19 protein-coding genes, 8 tRNA genes, 1 other RNA gene and 1 pseudogene are annotated in these 23,988 nt (G+C 65.6%); 1 reads left to right on the top strand and 28 read right to left on the bottom strand.

What is annotated here, in order from left to right:
• Nucleotides 1-59: 59 nt before the first annotated feature.
• The 16 genes and pseudogenes from SA87_RS14340 to SA87_RS13435 form a co-directional block, all read right to left on the bottom strand.
• Nucleotides 60-530, bottom strand: a pseudogene (locus SA87_RS14340) (CRISPR-associated endonuclease Cas3''); the annotation flags it as partial.
• The gene (gene cas5, locus SA87_RS03180; RefSeq protein ID WP_082910453.1) at nt 518-1,276 is read right to left on the bottom strand and encodes a CRISPR-associated protein Cas5; all 759 of its coding nucleotides are present in this window, start codon (nt 1,274-1,276) and stop codon (nt 518-520) included. The pseudogene SA87_RS14340 and the gene cas5, both read right to left, overlap by 13 nt.
• Nucleotides 1,255-2,193 carry a type I-B CRISPR-associated protein Cas7/Cst2/DevR gene (gene cas7i, locus SA87_RS03175; RefSeq protein ID WP_066199049.1) on the bottom strand — a complete coding sequence of 313 codons (939 nt, stop codon included), beginning with the start codon at nt 2,191-2,193 and terminating at the stop codon, nt 1,255-1,257. Before cas7i ends, cas5 begins: the two co-directional genes overlap by 22 nt.
• A gap of 68 nt (nt 2,194-2,261) precedes the next feature.
• Nucleotides 2,262-3,854 (bottom strand): hypothetical protein, encoded by a 1,593-nt coding sequence (locus SA87_RS03170; RefSeq protein ID WP_066199046.1) that lies wholly within the window; start codon nt 3,852-3,854, stop codon nt 2,262-2,264.
• A gap of 189 nt (nt 3,855-4,043) precedes the next feature.
• Entirely contained in the window at nt 4,044-5,084 is a 1,041-nt protein-coding gene (locus tag SA87_RS03165) for a helix-turn-helix transcriptional regulator (protein WP_066199045.1), read from the bottom strand.
• Between the two features lie 219 nt (nt 5,085-5,303).
• Nucleotides 5,304-6,074 (bottom strand): amino acid ABC transporter ATP-binding protein, encoded by a 771-nt coding sequence (locus SA87_RS03160; RefSeq protein ID WP_066199042.1) that lies wholly within the window; start codon nt 6,072-6,074, stop codon nt 5,304-5,306.
• Nucleotides 6,075-6,255: 181 nt separating this feature from the next.
• Nucleotides 6,256-6,936, bottom strand: coding sequence for an amino acid ABC transporter permease (locus SA87_RS03155; protein WP_245637631.1), 681 nt, complete (start codon nt 6,934-6,936; stop codon nt 6,256-6,258).
• Nucleotides 6,937-6,971: 35 nt separating this feature from the next.
• On the bottom strand, nt 6,972-7,832 hold the full coding sequence (locus SA87_RS03150; protein ID WP_082718505.1) for a basic amino acid ABC transporter substrate-binding protein: 861 nt from the start codon (nt 7,830-7,832) through the stop codon (nt 6,972-6,974).
• Nucleotides 7,833-8,302: 470 nt separating this feature from the next.
• Complete coding sequence (gene acnA, locus SA87_RS03145) at nt 8,303-10,993, bottom strand: aconitate hydratase AcnA (protein ID WP_066199040.1); 2,691 nt, start codon at nt 10,991-10,993, stop codon at nt 8,303-8,305.
• A gap of 281 nt (nt 10,994-11,274) precedes the next feature.
• Nucleotides 11,275-12,255, bottom strand: coding sequence for a 2-hydroxyacid dehydrogenase (locus SA87_RS03140; protein WP_066199038.1), 981 nt, complete (start codon nt 12,253-12,255; stop codon nt 11,275-11,277).
• A 266-nt stretch (nt 12,256-12,521) separates the two neighbouring features.
• Nucleotides 12,522-14,324, bottom strand: coding sequence for an ABC transporter ATP-binding protein (locus SA87_RS03135; protein WP_066199036.1), 1,803 nt, complete (start codon nt 14,322-14,324; stop codon nt 12,522-12,524).
• Complete coding sequence (locus tag SA87_RS03130; protein WP_066199035.1) at nt 14,305-16,089, bottom strand: ABC transporter transmembrane domain-containing protein; 1,785 nt, start codon at nt 16,087-16,089, stop codon at nt 14,305-14,307. The genes SA87_RS03135 and SA87_RS03130 overlap by 20 nt, the downstream gene beginning before the upstream one ends.
• A 4-nt stretch (nt 16,090-16,093) precedes the next feature.
• On the bottom strand, nt 16,094-17,230 hold the full coding sequence (locus SA87_RS03125; RefSeq protein WP_245637630.1) for a hypothetical protein: 1,137 nt from the start codon (nt 17,228-17,230) through the stop codon (nt 16,094-16,096).
• Nucleotides 17,231-17,428: 198 nt separating this feature from the next.
• Nucleotides 17,429-18,253: a Cof-type HAD-IIB family hydrolase gene (locus SA87_RS03120; protein WP_066199034.1), complete on the bottom strand. Its 825-nt coding sequence runs from the start codon at nt 18,251-18,253 to the stop codon at nt 17,429-17,431.
• Nucleotides 18,254-18,418: 165 nt separating this feature from the next.
• Complete coding sequence (locus SA87_RS03115; RefSeq protein ID WP_066199032.1) at nt 18,419-18,952, bottom strand: response regulator transcription factor; 534 nt, start codon at nt 18,950-18,952, stop codon at nt 18,419-18,421.
• A 65-nt stretch (nt 18,953-19,017) separates the two neighbouring features.
• The gene (locus tag SA87_RS13435) at nt 19,018-19,155 is read right to left on the bottom strand and encodes a hypothetical protein (protein ID WP_169816894.1); all 138 of its coding nucleotides are present in this window, start codon (nt 19,153-19,155) and stop codon (nt 19,018-19,020) included.
• Between the two features lie 60 nt (nt 19,156-19,215).
• Between SA87_RS13435 and SA87_RS03105 the strand changes: the two genes are divergently transcribed.
• A complete protein-coding gene (locus tag SA87_RS03105; RefSeq protein ID WP_245637629.1) occupies nt 19,216-19,971 on the top strand; it encodes a S1C family serine protease in 756 nt (251 codons plus the stop codon).
• 177 nt (nt 19,972-20,148) lie between these two features.
• Here SA87_RS03105 and SA87_RS03100 read toward each other — a convergent pair whose 3' ends face one another.
• The 12 genes from SA87_RS03100 to SA87_RS03045 form a co-directional block, all read right to left on the bottom strand.
• Nucleotides 20,149-20,583 carry an Hpt domain-containing protein gene (locus SA87_RS03100; RefSeq protein ID WP_066199024.1) on the bottom strand — a complete coding sequence of 145 codons (435 nt, stop codon included), beginning with the start codon at nt 20,581-20,583 and terminating at the stop codon, nt 20,149-20,151.
• Nucleotides 20,584-20,730: 147 nt separating this feature from the next.
• On the bottom strand, nt 20,731-21,336 hold the full coding sequence (plsY, locus tag SA87_RS03095) for a glycerol-3-phosphate 1-O-acyltransferase PlsY (RefSeq protein ID WP_066199022.1): 606 nt from the start codon (nt 21,334-21,336) through the stop codon (nt 20,731-20,733).
• Complete coding sequence (locus SA87_RS03090) at nt 21,333-22,490, bottom strand: MGDG synthase family glycosyltransferase (protein WP_066199020.1); 1,158 nt, start codon at nt 22,488-22,490, stop codon at nt 21,333-21,335. The genes plsY and SA87_RS03090 overlap by 4 nt, the downstream gene beginning before the upstream one ends.
• Before the next feature lie 145 nt (nt 22,491-22,635).
• An RNA gene (gene rnpB, locus SA87_RS03085) (RNase P RNA component class B) lies at nt 22,636-23,047 on the bottom strand.
• Between the two features lie 29 nt (nt 23,048-23,076).
• Nucleotides 23,077-23,167 (bottom strand) — tRNA-Ser (locus SA87_RS03080).
• Between the two features lie 99 nt (nt 23,168-23,266).
• Nucleotides 23,267-23,342: transfer RNA gene (locus tag SA87_RS03075), tRNA-Ile, on the bottom strand.
• 11 nt (nt 23,343-23,353) lie between these two features.
• Nucleotides 23,354-23,430 (bottom strand) — tRNA-Arg (locus SA87_RS03070).
• A 3-nt stretch (nt 23,431-23,433) separates the two neighbouring features.
• Nucleotides 23,434-23,507: transfer RNA gene (locus SA87_RS03065), tRNA-Cys, on the bottom strand.
• 32 nt (nt 23,508-23,539) lie between these two features.
• Nucleotides 23,540-23,613 (bottom strand) — tRNA-Trp (locus SA87_RS03060).
• Nucleotides 23,614-23,618: 5 nt separating this feature from the next.
• Nucleotides 23,619-23,695 (bottom strand) — tRNA-Met (locus tag SA87_RS03055).
• Nucleotides 23,696-23,698: 3 nt separating this feature from the next.
• Nucleotides 23,699-23,791 (bottom strand) — tRNA-Ser (locus SA87_RS03050).
• Between the two features lie 80 nt (nt 23,792-23,871).
• Nucleotides 23,872-23,947, bottom strand: a tRNA-Ala gene (locus tag SA87_RS03045).
• Nucleotides 23,948-23,988: the final 41 nt, after the last annotated feature.

Genomic DNA, 23,988 nt, shown 5'->3' with positions numbered 1-23,988 from the left:
CCAAAACCCACAAACAAGTCGCCGTGAAGGGACGAATGATGGGCCAGGACCGCCGCCGTAGCCGGCAATTCTCGACGACGCTCGCGCAAAGCACCTCCAGCCGCTCCATGCGCCGTCTCATCGCCCGCGAGGGCCGTTGCAGGCGATTCTTCCAGGAGAAGTTCGGCCGCCAGCACAAAAGGCAAGGCGGCAAGCGCATGAGGAAAAGTCTGGCCGCGTCCGGCGGCGATGCCCTGTCGAAGGCGGCACATCTTTGCTTGAAAATCAACCGTCGCCTTGCCGATATCGTGCAAAGCACACGCCATCAGGGCCCGAAGCGCAAGCAGCGGTGATTGATCAAAATGCCGCTCTACCAGCCGTTCCCCGAGTTCGAGGACCGCCGTGAGATGGTCCAAAAGCGTAACGTCCGGCTTGGCGAAAAGGCCGCCGCAGGGATCGGCCGAAAAAGCGGCCGGTTTATCCCCTTGATCAAAGGAGGGCGGGGGAGCCTCCCGATCGTCCGGCCTGTCGGCCCGGCTCAGTTCAGCCATGCGAAATTCCTCCCGCAGCAGCGCCACGCCGAGGCTTCCGGAATTTCAACCATGACCCCATACGCGAGAAAGCTCATCACCCTCAGGCGATCGGACTTGCGGACCCCGCGCGGATCGACCGAAAACCGAAGCGGAACCGGCTCGACGATCGGCGGCATCAGACGGGCGCCCGCCGCGAGCATCGGTCGCAGATGGTATTTACGCACGTCGAAGGGGAGCACGGTCCCGTGAAAGCGGGGCTCCCCCGCTTCGACCGTCTCAAAAGCAACCGCCTCCACTTCCGCCAGCTCATCTTCCCGACCGAGCGAAAGGGGGTAGATCGGATCGTCAAACGCTTTGGCCAGTTGCTGAAGAATCCCTGAGTGCGAAGGTTCCTCCGAACCTGAGACTGAAGCGTCCTTTCGCAAAGCCGCTTCCGCTTCTCCGATGAGCACCGTATACCGGACGCCAAAGAGGATTTCCCGCAAATAGGGCGAACGCTGCATTTTCCCCTTGTTGATCTTAAGGAGCGTCCAAACATCTTCGCCGCGCCCCGGCTGTGTTTCGCTCCAGACGGCGATCTTGAGCTTCGAAGCCGGTCCGTCCGGCCGCCACAGCTCATGCTCTGAAAGCCCGAGGGCCGCCCCGATGAGGCCGAAAATCGTCGTCGGCGGAGGGAGAGGAAACGTCCGTTGATAATTGATATCGAGCGGCCTTCGGAACGAGGCGAAGGGCGCCCTGAGCGTCAGGCGGAGGGCCCGCACCACAGCGCCGTCACCTCGTCTTTGGCCCGGCGGATCGCTTCATGAACCTCCCCAACCTCCCCATAGGCCCCAAGAGCGCGCTTTACATCCTCTTCGTTTGCCAAAAATCCAGCATCCATCCCGAAGAACGTTTTTACCTGATAGGGTTTAAACCGGTCGAGGGCCGCTTTCAGCGGATCAAGATCAAGGGTGATCGCTCCGTTTTCGTATCGGGCCATAAGCGCCTCAAGAAAGACCGGGTGCTTGACGCTGAGAAACGTGAGCGCGACAAACTTCGGCGAAAGATCCGCCAGCATCCGCGCCGATCGCCCGCCGCCCCAGAGAAGACCGAGCGCATCCAAAAGCGCGTGCAACCGCTTTTCCCGTTCTACACTATCGAGGGTACGCGATCCTGCTTCTGACTTTTCGCCGAGCTCTCGCGCGGTAAAGACGCCGACGCGATCGAGCTCGATGAGGACCGAACCGCGAAAGACGTTGGTGTACACTTCGGTCTCAAACATATTGCCGCCCGCATCCATCGACTGATTGAACTTTTCAAAAGAGCGGGTCCCGAGGTCGCGATCGCCCTGATAGGGGTAAAGACCGATCGCCGCCGATACGCGAACCGGCGAAGTGCGCCGCTTCGACCCGGAGGCATCGAGATAACCGAAAAGGTCTTCGTCGATGAACTCCCACGGCCGTCCCGGCGGCGTGACTTCCTGCCCGTCCACCTTGGCGAACGGCTCCGACAGCGAAAAGCCCAAATCCGCCAGGCGATCGCGGAACATGCGGCGGATCGCCTGTCCCGAGATGTAAGGCAAGGCGCTTCCATCCGGAAGCGTCACTTTTTTGGCGACCACGACGTTTCCTTCCGTATGCGCCGCGTTCACATTGCCGGCGGACACTTTGCTCAGATACCCGATGGCCATGGCTTTAACCATGAATGACGCCTCCTTGCTTTGAATTATTGATTCTATAATGCATTCTGGATCGGCGATCTCGGATCCTTTTACGAAACCGAGCGGTCCAGCGCTTCTCCTTCTGTCTCTTCTTCTTTGCCGCCATTTTCTGCCCGAAGATAGGCGTTCATCGCGTAGATGGCGAGCATCGTTTTGAGGCGAATCCAGGGCACGCCGGCGATCCGATCGCCGGCTTCGAACATGAGAAGCGCTTCGGGCACCGTCATCTTCAGGCGGAACTGAATGTCATTAAGGACGCGATAAAACTCCTGGATGTTTTTTGCATTTCGCATCATGTACAGAACGCCCATCTCTTTTTCCTCAAAGGCCTTCTTCCCCAGCGAATAGCCAAAGCCGGACAGCATCTTTAAAAATGACGGGTTCATCCGTAAAACCTCCTCGGCGTAGTGATCGAAAAGAACGAGCGTCCCGGCGACAAGCGGCCGCCGATCCTTATCCCGCGCCCGCTCCTCGTACAGAAACTGCTCGATGGCCGGGAAAGGATCCTCTTCCGTGAGGACGGCCCGGGCCACCCGATCCCGCCAGATCGTCTCCTGACGCAGACTCCGATCCCCACCGGGTTGACGGCGCTCCCGGACAAACTGCCTGAAGATCTGGCCGATCACCCTCCCCGGACTCGAAAAACCGACCGTCGAAAGACGGTCAAACCACCGCTCGTACCGGCCGTAGTGCGCTTCGAGCCGGGAAAACGTCCGGATCGACTTGATTTCGAGCGCTTGTCCGAACGTCCCATGGATGGCATACAACGTAAGCGGCACCGGCACCGTCGCTTCCACGTCAAAGAAGCGCCGCAAGATCGCCAGACCCCCGTCTTGAGTCGCCCCTAGATTTCCCCCGTTTTCCGACGCGGCCGATCCGTCGCTTGCTCGGAGGCGCGCGAACAGATCGAGTAAAAGCCCGAGCGTCGACTCATGGACATACGGCCCATAAAACGCCATCGAAGCGTTGCCGCTTTTGGTTGCCTTAAGCTGCGCAGGCCGGATGTGGTTTTCGTAAAGCCCCTTCATCGTCGAAAGTTCGCCGTGAAAGATAAAAAAGTGCATGTATTCTCGTCCCGCCGCCCGCCATAGCCAGCCGAGGTATCCGGCGGCGCCGGCGAGGGCGCAGCGGGAACAGAGGTCGATCCCCTGCTTGGTCATCGAATAAAAATTGCCGAAGTTGTTCGGAGCGACGGCGAACGGAAAGACCCACATCCCCGCCTGCGTCGTCGGTGCCTCGGCCCCGCAGACGGTACATCGCCCCGGTCGGGCGCTGAATTTGAGCTCAAGCCGGTAAACCGGCGGCTGGGTGGGGTAGGCTTTCTCTTGTCCGTTGATCAGGCGCTTGACCTTTTCCCCCGAATCCGGCGTTACTTTAATAAAAAAGTTAAGCGGATACACCCAATTTTTCTTCGGATACGAACGAAGGCTTTCGGTCGAACGATCGTAGTACTCTCCCGTATTGCCGGTCGGCTGAACGTACCGGTCGGTCAACCACGCCAGCACCGCATCGACGGGATGCGGCCCCGGGCCGAGCTCCGCATGGAGGACCGCAAGCCCGAGATCGATCCAAAAATGCCCGCTCGGCGCTGACAGATGAAACGTCGCCGTCGGCACGGACGGCTCCTTCTGCCGCCTCGCCATCGAAGGCTCTCCCCCTTTTGCGGCCAATCCCCCAGGACCCTCCGGGCGTCGAACCGCTCGATGCCCGGTCCACGCCGAAGCGCGACCAGGATCGGTCCGACATGTCCACCGCCTCGCCCGCCTCGATCGACGGTCCGCGGGCCGACGATCCGGAACCCTCCCCCCGAGGGCCGGAACACCGAGGCCAGCTTACCCCTTTTTTACCCCATCCAGGGTGACAGAACGTGACACTCTGGATCGTGCAATTATTTTCTCGGCTTCGGCGACGATTTTGTCGCGAAGTTCCGGCGGTTCGAGCACCTCGGCGGCGGCGCCGAACTGCATGATCCATCGCTTGATCTCCTCGAGGCCGAGGACGCGAAAGAGAAGAACGAGCGACCCGTCGGGCTCTTCGACGGCCTCCTGGGACGGGTGCCACCTCCGACCGCGCATGTAGCGGGCCTGCTCCGGCGTAAAGCGGACGGCGACCCGCACCATCTTCTCGCCTCGTTCGAGGCGCCAGGTGGCCGCAAAGTACGTTTCCGGGGAAAACCGCTCCGGATCCGGCGGGGCGAACGTCCGCCCGGTCGGTTCGATGGCGCGAATCCGGTCGACGGCAAAGATCCGGAGATCCTGCCTTAGGCGACAAAAGCCGACGACGTACCAGGCGCCGTCGAAGTAACGGAGATGGTACGGCTCGACCTCCCGACGGGTCACCTCGCCGCGGGAGGCCGAGGCGTACTCGAGCACGATGCGGCGCCGGCCGTCGATCGCCTGGCGCAGCGCATGAAGCCGCTCGGCCACCTCGCGCGCATCCCCCCGCAGAGGTTCAAAGGCAAAGGAAAACATGGCGCGAAGCTCCTCCGGATTGACGCTCACCGACTCCGGAAGCCACGCCGGCAGCTTGGCGACGAGAGAGCGAAAGGCGTCCTCGAGGCCGGTTCCCCGCATCGCTTCAAAAGCCGTGTGGGCCAGAAGGAGCGCCACCGCCTCCCCGGCCGAAAGGCGAAGCTCCGTAAAGGGACCGATCGGCGGCTGCCAGTTCGGGTCCGTGAGGACGTAACCTCCCCGGCGGCGGTCGAACTCGATCGGGGCTCCCCAGTCGTCCCGCAGTTCATCGAGGTCCCGGCGGACCGTCCGAAGGGAGATCTCGAGCATATCGGCGAGCTGGCGGGCGGACGGCGCGCGACCCGTCCGAAGCAGCATGAGCAGGCGAAGCAGCCGGTACCGCTGGCTCCGTCGCGTCCTCATCGCCACGAGATTTCCTTTCTTTCGACGATACTCGCTTTGATATTACCATGAATTCCTTTTTTCTGCAAGAAAATACCGCCCGGCCCGGGGACCGGACGGCTTCTCATCTTGCGAGCGAACGGCTCCTGAAGCGCAGCGCGATCAAAACGGGAGGTTGCGGATCCGTCGAAAAGCCCGACGCCCGGAGCGGTTGAAGACCGGGGCGCCAACGTCCGCCGCTTAAAGGATCTTGCTCAAAAACGTCTGCGTCCGCGGGTTTTGCGGCCGAGAAAAGATCGCCTCCGGCGTCCCGACCTCGACGATTTCCCCCTGGTCCATGAAGACGACCCGGTCGCCGACCTCCCGGGCAAAGCCCATCTCGTGGGTGACGACGACCATCGTCATCCCCTCCCGCGCCAGGGACTTCATCACGTCCAGCACTTCCTTGACCATCTCCGGATCGAGGGCGCTCGTCGGCTCGTCGAACAGCATCGCCTTCGGCTTCATCATGAGCGCCCGGGCGATCGCGACCCGCTGCTGCTGCCCGCCGGAGAGGGCGTCGGGATAGGCGTCCTCCTTGTCGGCGAGGCCGACCTTCCGGAGCAGTTCCCGGGCGTCGGCGACGGCGGCGTCCCGCGGCCGCCGCCGGACTTTCATCGGCGCGAGGATGAGGTTTTCCAGCACCGTCATGTGCGGGAACAGGTGAAAGTGCTGAAAGACCATCCCGAGCTCCCGCCGGACGGCGTCGACGTCCGTCTTCGGGTCGGTGAGGCGGACGCCGTCGACGACGATCTCCCCCTCGTCGACCGTCTCGAGGAGGTTCAGGCACCGAAGGAGCGTGCTTTTCCCCGATCCCGAAGGACCGATGATGACGACGACTTCCTGCGGGTAGACGTCGAGATCGATCTTCTTCAGCACGCGGTTTGTCCCGAAGGATTTGCTCACGCCCCGGACGGAGATGAGGGGCGCTGCGGGCTCATGCGTCTCGGGCGCCGATCGTTTCTCCAGCATCGATCGCGTAACCTCCCTGCTCGCCGTGACCGCTTCACCGAAAACGGTCGGGCACCGGCGACGCCGCCTTTGGCCCCGGACGCCGGCGAACCGAAGCGCTTCCGACCGCCGCCTGCTTACACGCCAACGCTTCCCGCCGCCGCGTTTCACGCCGGTGCATCCCGGCCCGTCGCCTCCGGCCTCAGCCGCTTCGGCCCGCCGAAAGGCGGCCTTCGAGGCGGTGGATGAGGGCGCTCAAGACGAGAGACAGAATGAGGTAGAGGACGAGCACCGTCAGAAAGGCCTCCCACGGCCGCTGCAGCGCGCCGTTGACGATTCGACCGGCGTTCGCAAGCTCCGGAACGGCGATGGCCGAAAGGAGGGACGAGTCTTTGAGGACGATGAGAAATTCGTTCCCCAGGGGCGGGATCATCCGCCGGAGCGCCTGCGGCAGGATGACGTAGCGCATCGCCTGGGCGTGGCTTAAGCCCAGGGAGCGGGCGGCCTCCATCTGTCCGCGGGCGATGGACTGGATGCCGGCCCGGAAGATTTCCGCGATGTAGGCGCCGGAGTTGACGGCGAGGGCGACGATGCCGGAGACGATGGGGCTTTGGGCCTTGCCGAGAAGGGTCGGAAGGACGGCAAAGTGTATGAGGAGAATCTGGACGAAAAGCGGCGTGCCGCGGAAAAATTCGATGTAGACGACCGCCGGAACCCGGAGCCACGCCCGCCGGGAGAGCTTGGCCATCCCGGCGAACAGGCCGATGACGAGCCCGATGGCCACGCCGGCGACGGAGAGAATGAACGTGTAGTAGACGCCGCGGATAAAGAGTTCCCGGTAATTCCAGATGATCTCCGGGCGAAAATCCAGAAGGTCGAGCACCGTCCGTCCCCCTCACCCGTGCCGGCGGCGCGATCTCATTCGACGTCCGCTCCAAAGATCTCCCGAATCACGCCTTCTTCTTTCGCCTTTTTCAGCGCGGCGTTGATCCGATCGAGCACCTCGGCGTTCCCTTTTTTGACCATGATGCCGTAATACTCTTTTTCAAAGGACGGATCGTCGAAGTAGCGAAGCTTCGCCTTCGGGTTGTTTTTCACGTATTCGATGACGACGGCGTTGTCGGCGATGACGGCGTCGGTGTTGCCGCCGAGCATGTCCTGGATCGCAAGCGGCGTCGACTCGTACGCTTTGATCTTCGGGCTCGTCTTGCCGAGGAGATTTTGCGCGACGATGTGGCCGGTCGTCGCGTTTTGCACGCCGACGTAGCGGGCTTTCGTCTTGAGATCTTCAAGCGTCTGGATCGGCGAATCTTCGGGGACGAGGACGAGCTGGTGGGCGACGTAGTACGGATCGCTGAAGTCGTAGGTGAGCTTCCGGTCGTCGGTGATCGTGATGGCGGAGATGGCCGCGTCGACGCCGCCGTTTTTCACTTCCTGGAAAAGGGAATCCCAGGGAAGGTTCCGGATCTCCACCTGAAAGCCGCCGAGCTCCCCCAGCTTGTGGATGAGGTCGATGTCCCAGCCGACGATCTCGCCCTTTTCGTTCACGTACTCAAAAGGCGCATAAGCGGCGTCGCTTCCGACGACGAGGATCGTCTTCTCGCCGCCGGCCGCCGGCCCCTCGGACGACGCACCGCCGCCCGCGGCGCCTCCCCCCTGAGAACCGCCGCCGCACGCCGCCAGACCCGCGCCGAAGGCGACGAGAAAAAAGAGCGGAAGAAGCCTGCGCCCCAGACGACGAAGCGCGGCCGGCGTTTCTGTCTTGCGGTCCCGATCCATCTTCGGTCTCCCTTCCCTTTCTTCATTCTCCATTCTTTTCAAGAGAAACCTACCCCTTCTGCATATGATTGCGAGGCGGTGCATTCATATGCCTCTAATTCTAAACGTCCGCCGCCGGTTGTCAACCTTTATCCCGTTATCACGGTAAAGCAAAATTCTTCAAGTGCGCTGCTGCCGCCCCAAGAGACAGGCCGGAAAAAAAGCGCCCCGGCCGGGGCGCCTGAACCACAAAAACCGATCCCTGTTCCACAAACCCGTTTCCCGTCTCAAACGGTGCCGGATCCGACCGGCCGTCTTTTCCAAAAGGACACGCCGCGGCGGACGGCCGGCGGCCAGGGTCCGCCCAGACGGGCAGCCGATTCCAAGCATCCGTCGCGGCGGCGGACCGAAAGCATTGCCCCCCTCGGCGGACGGATGTCGCCACGAAGGACGGCCGCCGATCGTCGCCCCTCGCTCGAGCGGCGTCCATTTTATGCCATCAGCTGCTTGAGCACCGTCTGCAAAATGCCGCCGTTTTTGTAGTAATCGATCTCGACGACGCTGTCGAGGCGGCTTTTGACGTTGAACGTCGTCACCCGCCCGTCCGGCCGCGTCGCCCGGACGGTGAGGACCGCGCCGGGCCGGAGGTCGTCGTGAAGACCTTCGATGTCGAAGATCTCCTCCCCGGTCAGGCCGAGGGACCGCCAGCTTTCGCCGGGCATGAATTCGAGGGGCAGCACCCCCATGCCGACGAGGTTCGACCGGTGGATGCGCTCAATGCTTTCGGCGATGACCGCCCGGATGCCGAGGAGGGCCGTCCCCTTGGCCGCCCAGTCGCGGGATGAGCCGGTGCCGTATTCTTTTCCGGCGAGGACGACAAGCGGCGTCCCTGCGGCCCGATAGCGCATGGCCGCCTCGTACACGCTCATGATCTCGCCGCTGGGGAAATGCTTCGTCACGCCGCCTTCGGTGCCGGGGAGCATCAGGTTCCGCAGGCGAATGTTGGCGAACGTCCCGCGCATCATCACCTCATGGTTGCCCCGCCGGGAGCCGTAAGAGTTGAAGTCCCGCTGGGCGACGCCCCGCTCCAGCAGATAGCGGCCCGCCGGCGAATCCGGGGCGATGGCCCCGGCCGGGGATATGTGGTCCGTGGTCACCGAATCGCCGAGGAGAAGCAGCGCCCGCGCCCCGCGGATGTCCCGGATGCCGCGCTCCGCCTCCAACCCTTCAAAAAACGGCGGATGCTGGATGTACGTCGAGTTCGGATCCCAGGCGTAAAGCATCCCTTCGGGCACGTCGATGGCGTTCCAGCGGCTGTTGCCGGTAAAGACGTCCCGGTACGTCTCGCGGAATTTTTCCGGCGTGACGGTCTTGAGGATCGCGTCCTGAATCTCCCGGGACGTCGGCCAGAGGTCCTTCAGGTAGACCGGCCGCCCTTCCCGGTCCGTGCCGAGGGGCTCCGTCATGAGATCGATGTCGACCCGCCCGGCGATGGCGTAGGCGACGACGAGGGGCGGCGAGGCGAGGAAGTTCGCCTTCACCTGGGCGTGGATCCGCCCTTCGAAGTTGCGGTTGCCGCTTAAGACCGCGGCCACGGTGAGGTCGCCGTCCCGGATCGCCGCGCTCACTTCATCCGGCAGAGGACCGCTGTTGCCGATGCATGTCGTGCAGCCGTAGCCGACGACGGCAAACCCCAGTTTTTCCAGGGCCTCCAAGAGGCCGGCGTCTTCGAGATAGCGAGTCACGACGCGCGAACCCGGCGCGAGGCTGGTCTTGACGTACGGCGGCACCTTGAGCCCCCGTTCGACGGCCTTTTTGGCGACGAGGCCGGCGCCGATCATAACGCTCGGGTTCGACGTGTTCGTGCAGCTCGTGATGGCGGCGATGACGATCGAGCCGTGCCGGAGCGTCGACGTCTCGCCGCTCGGGTGCCGGACAAGGACCGCCCGCTCGCGCGCCTCGCCGGCGAGGCCGTAACCGCCTTCCGCGACGGGTTTTTCGAACAGCGTCTCGATCGTCGCCCTGGCCTTGTCCAGATCGATCCGGTCCTGGGGCCGCCGGGGCCCGGCGATCGTCGGCACGACGGTGGCGAGATCCAGTTCCACGACGTCGGAATAGACCGGATCCGGCGTCCCGTCGCCGTAGAACATCTCCTGCGCCTTGTAGTACGCCTCGACCCGTCGGACGAGCGCCTCGTCCCGGCCGGTGAGGGCGAGATAGCGGATCGACTCTTCGTCGACGGGGAAGTAGCCCATCGTCGCGCCGTACTCCGGCGCCATGTTCGCCACCGTCGCCCGGTCGGCGAGGGAGAGGGTCTTGACCCCGGGGCCGAAAAATTCGACGAACTTGCCGACGACGCCTTTTTTCCGCAGGATGTGCGTCACCGTGAGCACGAGGTCCGTCGCCGTCGCCCCCTCCGGGAGCTTCCCCGTCAGGCGGAAGCCGACGACCTCCGGCAGGAGGAAATAGAGCGGCTGGCCGAGCATGCCCGCCTCCGCCTCGATGCCGCCGACGCCCCAGCCGACGACGCCGAGGCCGTTGATCATCGTCGTGTGGGAGTCGGTGCCGACGAGGGAATCGGGGAAGAGCACCGTCCCGTCCGGCGTCTCCTTTTCCCGGACGAGGGTGGCGAGATATTCGAGGTTGACCTGATGGACGATCCCCGTCGCCGGCGGCACGACCCGGAAGTCGTCAAACGCTTTCTGCGCCCAGCGGAGGAAGCGGTAGCGTTCCATGTTCCGCCGGAATTCGTACTCCATGTTCGCCTCGAGGGCTTCTTTGGAGCCGTAGACGTCGACCATGACCGAATGGTCGATGACGAGGTCGACCGGCACGAGGGGGTTGATCCGCCGCGGATCGCCGCCCCGCTTCGCCATCGCCTCCCGCATCGCCGCGAGGTCGACGACCGCCGGCACGCCGGTAAAATCCTGGAGCACGATTCGCGCCGGCAAAAAGGGGATCTCCTTCGTCTTGTCCGCCGTCTCCCAGCCGGCGATGAGCCGGACGTGCTCCTCGGTGATCGCCCGACCGTCGAGCTGCCGGATCGCCGCCTCGAGGAGCACCCGGATGGAAAACGGGAGCCGCTCCGGCCGATAGCCGAAATGCCGAAGTTCCGGCAGGGCGACGTAGCGGTACGTCTTCCCGTCGACGATAAGCTCCCGCCAAAGGGTCCGAACGTCCATGGCGCCGCCTCCTCATCCGCCGGCCGCCGGGCCGGCGCCGTTGTTTCGTTTGACAGAACTTCGTTTCTCTGATCAGCACCATTATACCGGAAAAAGGCACCGGCGTCATCCTTTTCGCCGCTGCCTCTCCCGCTTCTTCCGCCGTAAAAGGCGCCGGCATCGTCCTCCCGGCGCTTCCGTCGCCCGAAAGCGCCCGCATCGGCGACCCGGCCGATCGGCGGCGCTTCTTTTCCTTCCCCGGCGATCCCCGCAACGCCGCCGCTTTGGCCGCCCCTTCCCGGTTACGGCCCGTCGGCGTCGACCGGATCCCGAGGCGGCCGGCCGGTGAGCACCCGGACGATGTTGTCCACCGCCCGTTCGGCCATCTTGAGGCGGGTTTCGACCGTGGCGCTCCCGATGTGGGGCAAAAGGACGGCGTTTTCGACCGTAAGAAGCGGATGATCCGGCGGGATCGGCTCCGTTTCGAAGACGTCGAGGCCCGCCGCCGCCAGGTGACCGGCCCGAAGCACTTCGACGAGGGCGGCCTCGTCGACGATGCCGCCCCGGGACGCGACGATGAGCACCGCGCCGCGCTTCATCCCGTACAGCACCTCCCGGTTGAACCGGTGGTAGAGCTCCGGCGCGTACGGCGCCAGGATGACGAGGACGTCGCTCTCCTGGACGAGGGCGGCAAAGTCGACGTACCGGGCCGGGATGCCCCGCTCGACCGCCTCCGGCAGGCGCCGGCGGTTGTGGTAGAGGATCTCCATGTCGAATCCCCGGGCCCGCCGGGCGACCGCCCGGCCGATCCGGCCCATGCCGAAGATGCCGAGGCGCTTGCCGTGAACGTCCAGGCCGACGAAGTCAAACGGCGACCAGCCCTGCCACTGCCTCTCCCGAAGGGCCCGCTCCGCCTGCGGAAGCCGCCGCATCGCCGCGAGCAGGAGCGCCATGACGAGATCGGCCGTCGTCTCGGTCAAAACGTCCGGCGTGTTCGTCACCCAGATGCCCCGCCGCCGGGCCGCGGCGACGTCGATGTTGTTGTACCCGACGGCCATGTTGGCGATGATCGCGAGCGACTCCGCCCGTTCGATCATTTCGGCGTCGATCCGGTCGGTGATCAGGGTGAGCATCGCCCGGGCGCGCGCCGCCGCTTCGAGGAGCACCTCCCGCGGCGGCGGGACGGTTTCTTCCGGCCAGACCTCGACCGTCCCGAGCGACCGGAGCGGCGCCAGCACCGCTTCCGGAAGACGCCGGCTGACGAAAATGCGCCGATCGCTCAAGCCTCCCGCCTCCTTTACAGGATGCCCGCTTGGGCCGATCTTTTTCCGATCCCTCGTTCCTTGGGGGATTCGCCGCCGGGACGAAAAACTCCTGCCGGCCGTCGCGCGCACCTCACCGGCCGTCCGTCCCCCTTCCCGCCCGTCCCATCGCCCGTCCCGCCGTCGCGCCTTCCCGCCGGTCGCCGCGCCTTCCCGCCGCCGCGCCTTCCCGCCGCCGCGCCTTTCCCGCCGGCCGCACCGCCGGTCGTCCTGACGCCCCCCGCCCGTCAGCCGAAATCCGCCTCCCCTTCCGTCTGCAACCGGACCATCGTCGCGTATAGACCGCCTTTGGCCATGAGCGTCTCGTGCGTCCCGGCTTCGACAATCCGGCCCCGGGAGAGGACGAAGATCCGGTCGGCCTTCTGGATCGTCGACAGCCGGTGGGCGATGATGATCGTCGTCCGGTCCCGCCGCATCCGCGCGAGGGCCTCCTCGATCAGCGCCTCCGTCTCCGAATCGACGCTCGCCGTCGCCTCGTCCAGGATGAGGATTTTCGGGTTTCGAAGCATGACCCGGGCAAAAGCGACGAGCTGCCGCTCTCCGGCGGAAAGCGCCGCCCCGCGCTCCATCACCGGCGTCCGAAGCCCCTCCGGAAGGCGCGCCAGGCGCCGGTCGAGGCCGACGAACGCCGCCGCCTGCGCGACCGCTTCCTCCGGAACGTCGTCATAAAGCCGGATGTTGAACGCCACGTCGCCGCCGAACAAAAACGGCTCCTGAAGCACATATCCGACGTCCCGCCGGAGCACCGCCTCGTCGTAGTCGTCGAGCGGCCGGCCGTCGATCCGGATCTCGCCGGCGGTCGGCCGGTAAAAGCGGAGGATGAGGCCGGCGATCGTCGATTTGCCGGCGCCGGTGGGGCCGACGAGCGCGACCGTCTGTCCCGGCTCGACCGTGAACGTCACCCCGTCGAGCACCGGATGGGCCGGATCGTACGCAAACGACACGTCGCGAAACTCGATCCGCCCTTCCCGGATCCCGCCCGGCGCCAGCCGCTCGGGCTTAAAGAACGGCTCCTCGTGATCGAGAAGCCCGAAAACCCGCTCGCCGGCGACGAGCGCTCCCTGCAGAAAGGTCAAGCTGAACATCATCTCGTTCACCGGCTCAAACATCCGGTCGACATACGCGATGAACGCCACCAGCACGCCGAGGGAAACGGCGCCGGTGAGGGACCGGAGCCCGAAGACGTCGACGAGGACGACGAGGGCGAGAAGGTAGAGGACGTCGACCGCCGGACGGACGAGAAGGGCGTTCAGCCGGATCCGCCGAAGCTGGGCGCCGTAGGCCGTCGCCGTGAGCGCCTCAAACCGCTCCTGAAACCGGCCCTCCTGCCGGTACGCCTGAATGACCCGCATGCCGGCGAGCGCCTCGCCCAAAAAGCCGCTGAGCGCCGAGAGCGTCTTCCGCACCGCGCGGACGACGCCGTCCGAAAGCCGCCGGTAGGCGACCATGAGCCCGAAGGCCGCCGGAAGCACCCAGACGAGCCAGAGAGCCGACCGGGGATCGAGGATGAAGAGCGCCCCCGTCACCCCGAGGAGGAACACCCCGTTTTGCACAAAAGCGGCGATGACCGTGGCGTACAGCTCCTTGAGCGCCTCGGTGTCGTTCGTCACCCGGGAGACGAGCCACCCGGACGGCACCCGGTCGTAAAACGCCATGGCAAACCCCGTCGCCCGCCGGTAGACGTCCATCCGGATCCGGAGGACGATCCGCTGGGCCGCCTTTCCGAACGCCACATACTGCAAAAACTGAAAAACCGCCGTGAGCACGAGCGAAAGGAGATACGCCGCCGCCAGCAGCAAAAGCGGCTTCGGCGCAAAATCGCCGGGGACGAGGTGCCGGTCGATAAACCGCCGGATGAGGGCCGGCCCGAGGACGTTCCCGGCGGTGGCCAGAAACAGGAACGCGAACCCGACGAGAAAAAGCCGCCACTCCCGCCCCGCATACCGAAGCAGCCGTCGGCCGACGCGGCGGGCCCGCCGGACGCCGTACTCGACCCGCTCGTCCGCCGCGTCACGCTTCCCGCCGTCCAACGCTGGGTCCCTCCGCTTGCTTAAGCGTCTCCCGCATGGCCGCCCACTGCTTCTGCCGCCGGTACGTCCGGGCGTACCACCCTCCGGCGGCCATGAGCGACGCATGATCCCCCAACTCCGCCACCCGCCCGTCGATCAGGACGAGGATGCGATCCGCCGCCTCGACGGCGCTCAGGCGGTGGGCGGCGATGATCGTCGTCCTGCCCCGGCGCTCCGCCCGAAGGTTGGCCAGGATGCGCGCCTCCGTCCGGCCGTCCACCGCCGACAGGCCGTCGTCGATGACGAGCACCTCCGGATCCAGAAGGAGCGCCCGGGCGAGGGCGAGGCGCTGCCGTTGCCCGCCGGAGAGGGTCACCCCCCGTTCCCCGATCGGCGTCTCATACCCCTCCGGAAACCGGACGATGTCGTCGTGGAGCTCCGCCAGCCTGGCCGCCCGCACGATCGCCTCAAACGGCGCCTCCGGCCGGGCAAAGGCGATGTTCTCCCGCACCGTCGCCGAAAAGAGGATCGGCTCCTGCGGGACGTAGACGACCGCCGTCCGAAGGGCGGAGAGGGTGAACGCCGAAAGGGGCCGGCCCCCGATCGCGATCTCTCCGTCTTCGACGTCATACTCCCGGACGAGAAGGCGAAGGAGCGTCGATTTCCCGGCTCCGACCGGACCGACGACGCCGAGGGTCGCCCCTTCCGGCAGATCGACGAACACCGCTTCCAACGCCGGCGCCGCCGCATTCGGGTAGGCGAAGCGCCGGATGCGGATCGCGATCGGCCCCCGAGGCGGCCGCGGATCCGCCCCCGGTCGGTCCGCGACCGCCGGCTCCGCCGTAAGAAGCCGCCGGATCCGGTCGTACGAGGCGCTCCCCCGCTCCATGATGTTGAACAGATACCCGAAGGCGAGCATCGGCCAGATGAGGTGCCCGAGGTACATCGTAAACGACGTGAGCGTTCCCAGCGTGAGCGTCCCCTGCACGATGAACAGCGCGCCGACGGCGACGGTGAGAAAGTACGACAGCCCGACGAAGAAAAAAATCACCGGATAATACAGCGCGTCGATCTTGGCCACCTCGACGTTTTCCCGGGCCGCCGCCTCCGCCGCCCGCCGGAACGCTTCGACCTCCCGATCCGTCTGGCCGAGCGCCCGAAGCACCCGGAGGCCGCCGATCCCCTCCTGCACCTTGGCGGACAGGGCGCTGAACGCCCCCTGGGCCCGCTCGAAGCGCTCGTGCATCGCATCTCCGAGGCGCTTCGTCAGGACGGCGATCGCCGGCATCGGCAAGAGAGCGACGAGGGCCAGCCGCCCGTCGAGCCAGAACAGCATGCCGACGACGAGCCAGCCCATGCTCACCGCATCGACGAGCGTCATCACCCCTTCGCCGGCGGCCGCCTCCAGCGCCTCCACGTCGTTCGTCACGTGAGCGAGGAGGTCGCCCACCTGCTCCCGCTGGTAAAACGCCGGCGTAAGCCGCACAAACCGGGCGAACAGCCGGTTGCGAAGGAGCATCCCGAGCCGATATGCGCTCCCGAACAGATAAAGTCGCCACCCGTACCGGAGGGCATACGACACCCCCGCCACGGCGAGGATCGCCAGACTCGTTCGCGCAAGCTCCGCCGGCGTCACCGTCCCCGACCGGATCGCATCGACCGTCCGGCCGACCCAGTACGGGGGGAGCAGATTGATGCACGCGATGACGACCAAAAAGAGCGCGCCGAGCCCATACGCCCGGCGTTCCTGCCAGAAAAACCAACCGAGTTCGCGAAACAGCCGCACCGAATCACCTCAAACCGTCCGGTCGGCCGGCCGCCTCCGATCCGCTCCGTCCTTCCGGCCGCCCGCGTTCCTCCGATCGACGGCGTTCCTCCGGCCGGCGGCTTTTTCCCGACGGCCGGTCGGCGCCGACCGCCGCCTGCCGCTCCCACATCGTCGGCGGGAGCTTGCCGACCGTCTCCATGAGCAGTGGATACAGCTCCCGATCCGGGACGGCGAGCCGCCCGTCCGGAAGCCGCTCCACCGGCACGCCCGCCGCCTCGAGGAGCGCCGAAAGGGTCGTCTTCTCGTCTCTGAGCCGGCGCATCGCCCGCCGCCACCGGGGGAGATGCGGCCCGTGGTAATCGTAGAGCGTCTCCCACTTCTCCCGATCGATCGCGAGCACCGCCTCCCACATGTCGCTCACGACGTCGACCGTCGCCCCTTGAGCCCCTTTTTCGAACAGCCGCTGCCGAAAGACGTGCTTGATCAACGCCTCCTCGCTGAACTCCAGCAAAAACGGCGGCATGATGTAGCCGACCGGAAGCGAGGACCGCATCGCCTGCAGTTGCTCGGGGTCGGGGTTGTCCGCCGAGCGCGTCACCCACTGGACGACCTCCCGGATGCGAGGCAGGTTCATCTCGATGTACCGCTCCGGGTGCTTCGCCTCGACCGGCACCTCATACCCCCACGGGAGATTGGCCCGCTGTCCGGCGGCGATCCGCGTCGTCCGGCCGACGCTGTACGTCACGAGATGGTCGTAGACCGGCTTTCCCACGCCGATAAAGAGGAACAAGATCGACTCGCCGCGGATCGGCTCGTACGAATGTTCCCCCCGGACCATCCGCTTCAAAAACCGCTCGCGGTTCGCCATGTCGTGGTAATTGCCGAGGTACATCGCCGCCTTGAAGGCCGACACGAGCCGATCGTCGTCCGTCGCCCGAAGCGCCACCACCCGCCGCTTCTGGACGACCGTCTCGCCTCGGGCGACGAAGACGGCGTTGATCGCCGCCTCCAGCTCGTCGAGATACCGATCGATGGGAATGAGATCGCGCAAAAAAATGACGCGCGGATGCGCGTAAATCGCCTCCCGGTCGAGCCGAAACCGCCGTCCTTCCCGCTTTTGTGCGCCCTCTTCCCGCATTTCTGCCCTCTCCCGCTCCATCGCGCGCCCCGCCTCGTTCTCCTGGACTCTCGCCGTTTTTCGTCCTTCCGCTGCTCGTTTTCTTCGCGCTTCCGTCCCGTTCGCTCCGCGACCTTCGATCTTGCCGCGACTTCTATCCATAAACTTTACTTTGGTCCGTCGCCGTTTCTGGTCCGTCGCCGTTTCTCCCGGCGAGCGCCCAGTCGGGCCCCCCGGCGGTCAGATCGTCTCCCGCCCCGCCGGGTCGTCGCCGAGGACATAGCGGAGGATGGCGAGGTAGACGCCTTCCTCGTTGTTCGACGCCGTCACCGCATCCGCCCGCCGCTTCACCTCGTCGGGACTGTTCGCCATCGCCACGGCGAAGTCGGCGACGGCAAACATTTCGAGGTCGTTATAGTAATTGCCGATCGCCATCGTCCGGGAAAGCGGAATGCCGTAAGCGGCGGCGACGGCCTTGAGCCCGGCGCCCTTGTTCGCCTCCGGATGGACGACGTCGATGTACGTCTCCCCGCTCCGAAGCACCCGGTACTCCGGAAACGCCCGCACCGCCTCCGGAAAGATCCGATCGACGTGCGCCTCCGATCCGATCATCGTCACCTTGACGACCGGCTCCGTCACTTCCGACCAGTCGGCGACGACGAGCGGCTTGGCGTAATACGCCTCGTACAGCGCCGCCATCTCCGGCGCGATCGACGCGTCGACGTACAGGTGATAGGTGGTATTCACGTCGTAGTGAAGCCCGTGTTCCCGGGCGAAGCGAAAAAGATCCGGCAAGCGCGACCGTCCGAGGGAAAGGGTCAAAAACTCCCGGCCCGTCGCCGGATCGAAAACGAACGCCCCGTTGTGAACGATGAGCGGGCCGGAGATGCCGATTTCGGACAGCAGGGGGACCGTTCCGCTCGGGTTCCGTCCGGTGGCCAGCACGACGACGAGGCCGCTGGCGTGGATCTCCCGCAGGATCGCCCGCGTCTTCGGCGGCACCCGAAAGGCGTCGTCGATCAGCGTGCCGTCGACGTCGACGGCGACGAGGTCGTAGCGAAACAAAAACGGCCCTCCTTTCACCGCCTACCCCATTGTACGTGATCGGAGGGCCGCCGGCAAACCGCCGCCACGGCGGCGGCCGACGCCGGTGGTCGATGGGCTTGTCCCCGAACCGGGCGCCCCCGCCCGCGCCGATCGGTCGCCGGAGGCGCTTTCCGGTCGGGCGCGTCAGCGGACGTCCCGAAGGTCAAACTGCTTGATCTTGTAGTACAGCGTCCGGAGGCTGATGCCGAGCGCTTCCGCCGTCTTCCGGCGGTTCCCCCGGAAGAGCTTCAGCACGTAGGCGATGTGCTTCCGCTCCACTTCCTGCATCGAAATCGGATACGCCTCGTCCTCCCGCTTGCCGGAAAGCTGCTTCATCACGACGTCCTTCAGGCTTTCCGCCGAGACCGGCTTCGCCAGGTAGTCGTTGGCGCCGGATTTCATCGCCTGGACCGCCGACTCGATCGAGCCGTACGCGGTGATGATGACGATTCGCGTCATGAGGTCCTTGTCCCGGACTTGCTTCAAAATCTCGAGCCCGTTTTCGTCCGGAAGGTTGAGGTCGAGAAGAACGACGTCATAACGGTTCCGCTTGAGAAGCTCCAGCCCGTCCAGCCCCGTCTCCGCCGCCTGAACCTCGATCCCCTCCGGCTCGAGCACCTCCCGGGCGAGGAGCTCCAGCTCCTTCTCATCGTCGATGACGAGCACCTTCCGCTTCATCGGGAACCCCCTCGTTTCATAGGATGATGATTCAGAACTCCAGCATCAAGCACGATTCATCGTTTTTATTGTATCACATCATAGAAAAGATGCAACGGATCTTTCTGGGCGTGGCGGATGCGAACCGGATGGTCGACGAACCGTTTCCCGTCCCGTTGCCTGAGCGCCGCGGTCGAACGGCCGAACCGATCTTTCCGGGCCATGGGCGGACGAACGTGACCGGGCCGGCCGCCGGACATACACTGTAGCGAACCCGGAAAGAGGTGGGGACCGTGAAGCCGACGAAGAAAAAACGCCTCGCCCTGGACCTCCTTCGGGCCCAACCGGCAGAGCGACCCGATCCGGCGGATCGGCCGCATCCGGCCAACATCTTCGTCGACGTCATCGAGCGGGTCAAACCGATCATCGTCGCCATCGAGACCGACCGGGAACGGCAGCTTCCCTTCGGGCCCTTCGGCCCGTTTTTCCTCCCTTTTTTCCTCCCCGAAGACGACGGGCCGCCCCTCGGCCGAAGTTTCGGCTCCGGCTTCATCATCCATCCCCGCGGCTACATCCTGACGAATCAGCACATCATCGACCGGGCCGGTGAGATCCGCGTCCGGCAAGGGGCGTTCGTCCGGCCCGCCCGCCTCGTCTGGCAGGACGTTCGACGGGATCTCGCCGTCCTCAAGGTGAGCGCCCCCCGACCGCTCCCGGCGGCCGTCCTCGGGAGTTCCGACGCGGCCCGCGTCGGCGAATGGGTCATCGCCATCGGCAACCCGCTGGGGCTCGAAAACACCGTCACCGTCGGCGTCATCTCGGCCAAACACCGCTCGGTCCGGACCGGCCAGCACGACTACGACGACGTCATCCAGACCGACGCCGCCATCAACCCCGGAAACAGCGGCGGGCCGCTTTTCAACCTCTACGGCCAGGTGATCGGCATGAACGCCGCCATCGTCCGGGGGTCCCAGAGCATCGGGTTCGCCATCGCCATCGACAGCATCAAGCCCCGGATCGCCGCCTACCTTCCCCGCTAGGGCCGTCCGGCGGCGCTTCCCAAACCTCTCCGGCGGTGCTTCCGACGCCCATCGGGCCGCCCGCGCCCTTCCGGCGGTCTTTTTGTCGTCCCGTCAAGACGCCGGCCCCCGGCGGCGGCGTTTTCGGCCCCGCCCCAGGGCGGCGGCCCCCCGACGCCCGGAAATCGACGGGCGACGCTAGCGCTCGTCCGGCTCCGGAGCCGGAAAACGTTCCCGAAGCGCCGCGATCGCCGCCGCGATCGCCTGCCGGGCCGCGTCGACCGCCTGTTCCCCCGCTTCGGGGCCGGAGGAGCCTCCGGCCCCGCTTTCGCCTGCGGAAGCCGCCGCAACGTGGGCCGACGGGTCCGGGCCGGCCGTCCGGGGCGCCTCGCCAGCGGTCGGATCGGAGCGACCCGCCGCGGGGCGAAAGGCCGCCTCGAGCGCCGCGCCCGCCTCCCGGATCGCCGAAAGCCCGAAGTAGTGGGCGCCGGAGTTCCCCTTGAGCGCGTGGCCGAGCCGCGAAAGCCGCGCCCGATCTCCCGTCGACCACGCCTGCGCGATCGCCGCCTCCGCCTCCTTAAGCGTCCGGATCAGCTGCGCCGCAAGCCGCCGTTCCGCTTCCGGGCCGAGCATCCGCTTCGCCCCCTTTCGACCGCCTTGGCCGCCGGTCCTTATTCCCGTTCGGCCGCTTCTTTGCCTCCGGGCGCGGGCCGGCCGGGCGACCCACCGGACGCGGGGCGAACGGAGGCAACGGGGCGGCCCCATCGCCCTTCCCGGCGCCTACCGAAGCGGCCGGTCCCGCCGCGGGCCGAACGTAAACTTCGGCTCCTCCCCGGCGAGCAGGCGGCGGATGTTTTCCCGGTGCAGCCAGATCGCGTACGCGCCGAGGGCGTACGAAAGAAGGATGAACAGCGGATCATGCCGAAAAAACGGAGTAAGCAGCGGATAGACGACGCCCGCCGTGATCGAACCGAGAGACACCGTCCGCGTCCGGGCGACGACCGCCGCAAACGCCGCCGCCGCGAGAAGGATCGCCCACGGGTTGAGATAAAGGAGCACGCCGAAGCTCGTCGCGATGGCCTTCCCGCCTCGAAAGCGGAGGAAGGCCGATTTCGTGTGGCCGAGGATGATGAGAAGCCCCGTCGCATAAAGCGCCCACGGCGCGTGGACGAGCGGCGCCAGCAAAAAAACGCCGGCGAGCCCCTTCAGCACGTCGAAGACGAGGGTGAGCGTCCCGACGACGGGGCCGGCGCAGCGAAAGGCGTTCGTCGTGCCGATGTTCCCGCTCCCGCAGCGAAGAAGGTCGACGCCGACCGCCCGGGCGAAGAGGAGGCCGAACGGCACCGAACCGAGGAGGTAGGCGAGGACGAAGGCAAGAAGCGTCATCGCCGAGCTCCTTTCGCCGCCGCGAGAAAGGCCTCCAGCTCCTCGACGATCGTCGTCTCATGCATCGACCGCTTGAGCGGCAGAAACCGGCCCTTCATCGCCGCCCGCAGTCCGGCATCGTCCAAAAACCGGCGGGTGAAGGCGATGAGGTCGTCGAGCTGCCGGGTGATGACCGCCACCCCGGCGCCGGCGAGGAAGTCCGCGTTCGCCGCCTCCTGGCCCGGGATCGGCTTGAAGAACACCATCGGCACCTCCATCGCCACCGCTTCCGACGTCGTGAGCCCGCCGGATTTTGTAAACACGAGGTCCGAGACGGCCATCAGCTCGGCGATATTCTCCACAAAACCGAACACCCGAAGCCCTCCGCCGGCTTCTGCCGCCACTTCCGCCATCGTCTCATAGAGCCGCCGGTTCCGGCCGGTGACGACGAGGAGTTGAAGCGGCACCGGCTCCGCGAGGAGCGCCCGGGTGACGGCGACGATCTGCTCCGAGACGCCGAACGCCCCGGCGAGGAGGAGCACCGTCGGCCGATCCGGGCGAAGGCCCATCCGGCGGGCGAGCTCCGCCCGGTCGTACGTCCGCAAAAACATCTGCCGCACCGGGATTCCCGTCACCCGGATCTTTTCCCGCGGCACCCCCTCGGCGATGAGTTCGTCGCGCACCTTCGGCGCCCCGACAAAAAAAAGGTCCGTCTCCTGGTGGATCCACTGCCGGTGGGCGGCGTAGTCGGTGATGACCGTAAACGACGGCACCGCCGTCTCGCCCTGCCGCTTCAGCTCCGCGTAGGCTCCGGCCGAAGACGGAAACGTATGAATGACGGCATCCGGGCGAAAATGATCGATGTATTCCTTCAGTTTTCGCCCGCCGATGATGTGGCCGATGCGGCTCATGCTGCGGCTTAAGGTCGAATCCGTCGGGATGCGGTTGAACTGTTTATAGAAAAAGCCGTACAGGACCGGCGCCCGTTTGATCCCCTGGAGGTAAAAAAACTGCGCAAACCGGCTCCACGTCCGGTTGATCGACTGGACGTAATCGACGATCTCGACGGCCGCATCCGGATGGCGAAGATAGAGCGCTTCCTGAATCGCCCGGGAAGCCTGCCGGTGGCCTTCCCCAAAGCTCGCGCTCAAGATGAGCACGCGATACGGCGCCATCCCTTCACCCTCCTTCATCCCTACGTATAGTATGCAGGCCGTCCCGGGAAAAATCAACCGAACCCCCATCCCGCCCCGAAAACGCCAAAAGCCGCAGAAGCACAAGCTTCCGCGGCTGGTATGCGCCCGTGTGGGCGATCGGCGGCACTGTAAGCCAGGTTCTGTCCTCCCGTACTGCCAACGGGTGCCCGGCCCTCGTACAGGAGGCGTAGCCATCTTTCTATCGCCGCCGGCGAAGCCGGAGGCGATCCCTCCTCCGATTCATTTCTCTTCGGAGGGCTCCCCTACCATCATTTGGGTTTCTCGCTCGCGGGGTTTACCGCGTTCCACCTCTTCCGTCGCCGGAAGAGCTCGTCTCTGTGGCACGTTATGGCTAATAGGAACTCCGGGAGTTCCGTTCGCCGCCGTCGACGGACCCGGCACCTGCCCGGAGGCAGGCCGTCCGCCGCCCCGGGTTGCCCCGGGCGCGAACACTCCGAGCCTCGCAGCTCGGGCGAGCCTGGACTTTCCTCTACGCCGGCGGCCAAATCCGTCCGGCGCAGCGGCTACGCGTGCCCCGATCATCACGGGCGCGCTCTGGCGCGTCTGGTGGAGGAGGTGGGATTCGAACCCACGTGGGCCCGCAGGCCCCAACGGATTTCAAGTCCGCCCCGTTATGACCTCTTCGGTACTCCTCCACGGCGGACGCCTGCGGCCGGACTCCGAGCCCCCGCTCGAACGCCCGCCCCTTCCGCCGGGCGAACCACCGGCGCCCCCTCGGTCGGGCGCGGATCCCGTGGGGGGCCCTGCAGGATTCGAACCTGCGACCAATCGGTTATGAGCCGACCGCTCTCACCGCTGAGCTAAGGGCCCGTTCCTCAGCATGGCGTTCCAGGAGGGATTCGAACCCCCGACCGACGGCTTAGAAGGCCGCTGCTCTATCCGGCTGAGCTACTGGAACGCGTGGAGGGAGCACCCGGATTCGAACCGGGGATGAGGGTTTTGCAGACCCTTGCCTTGCCGCTTGGCGATGCTCCCGAATAAAGGAAGAAACGCCTCAAGCCGGGGAATGGCAGGGGCGGCAGGAATCGAACCCACACTGGCGGTTTTGGAGACCGCTGTTCTACCATTAAACTACGCCCCTGCGGCTGGTAGCGGAGGAGGGGCTCGAACCCTCGACCTCACGGGTATGAACCGTACGCTCTGGCCAGCTGAGCTACTCCGCCATCTGGTGGAGTGAGTGGGATTCGAACCCACGCTGGGCCTTTGGGGCCCACTAACGGTTTAGCAAACCGTCCCCTTCACCACTTGGGTATCACTCCACGTCACCAAGACGCAAAAAGCCCCGCCCGAGGCTCGCAGGATGAGAAACGCCGCTTGTGAATGAAAAGCCAAACAGAAATGGTGGAGCCGAGCGGGATCGAACCGCCGACCTCGTGAATGCCATTCACGCGCTCTCCCAGCTGAGCTACGGCCCCACACCGATGGCGGCCTCGGATCGTCCGGCCATCGCACCGGA

The sequence above is a fragment of the Hydrogenibacillus schlegelii genome, assembly GCF_001653195.1.
Taxonomy (GTDB): domain Bacteria; phylum Bacillota; class Bacilli; order Thermicanales; family DSM-22653; genus Hydrogenibacillus; species Hydrogenibacillus schlegelii.
The sequence above is the reverse complement of the archived record's forward strand: the minus strand, read 5'-3'. Positions and strand labels throughout refer to the sequence as shown.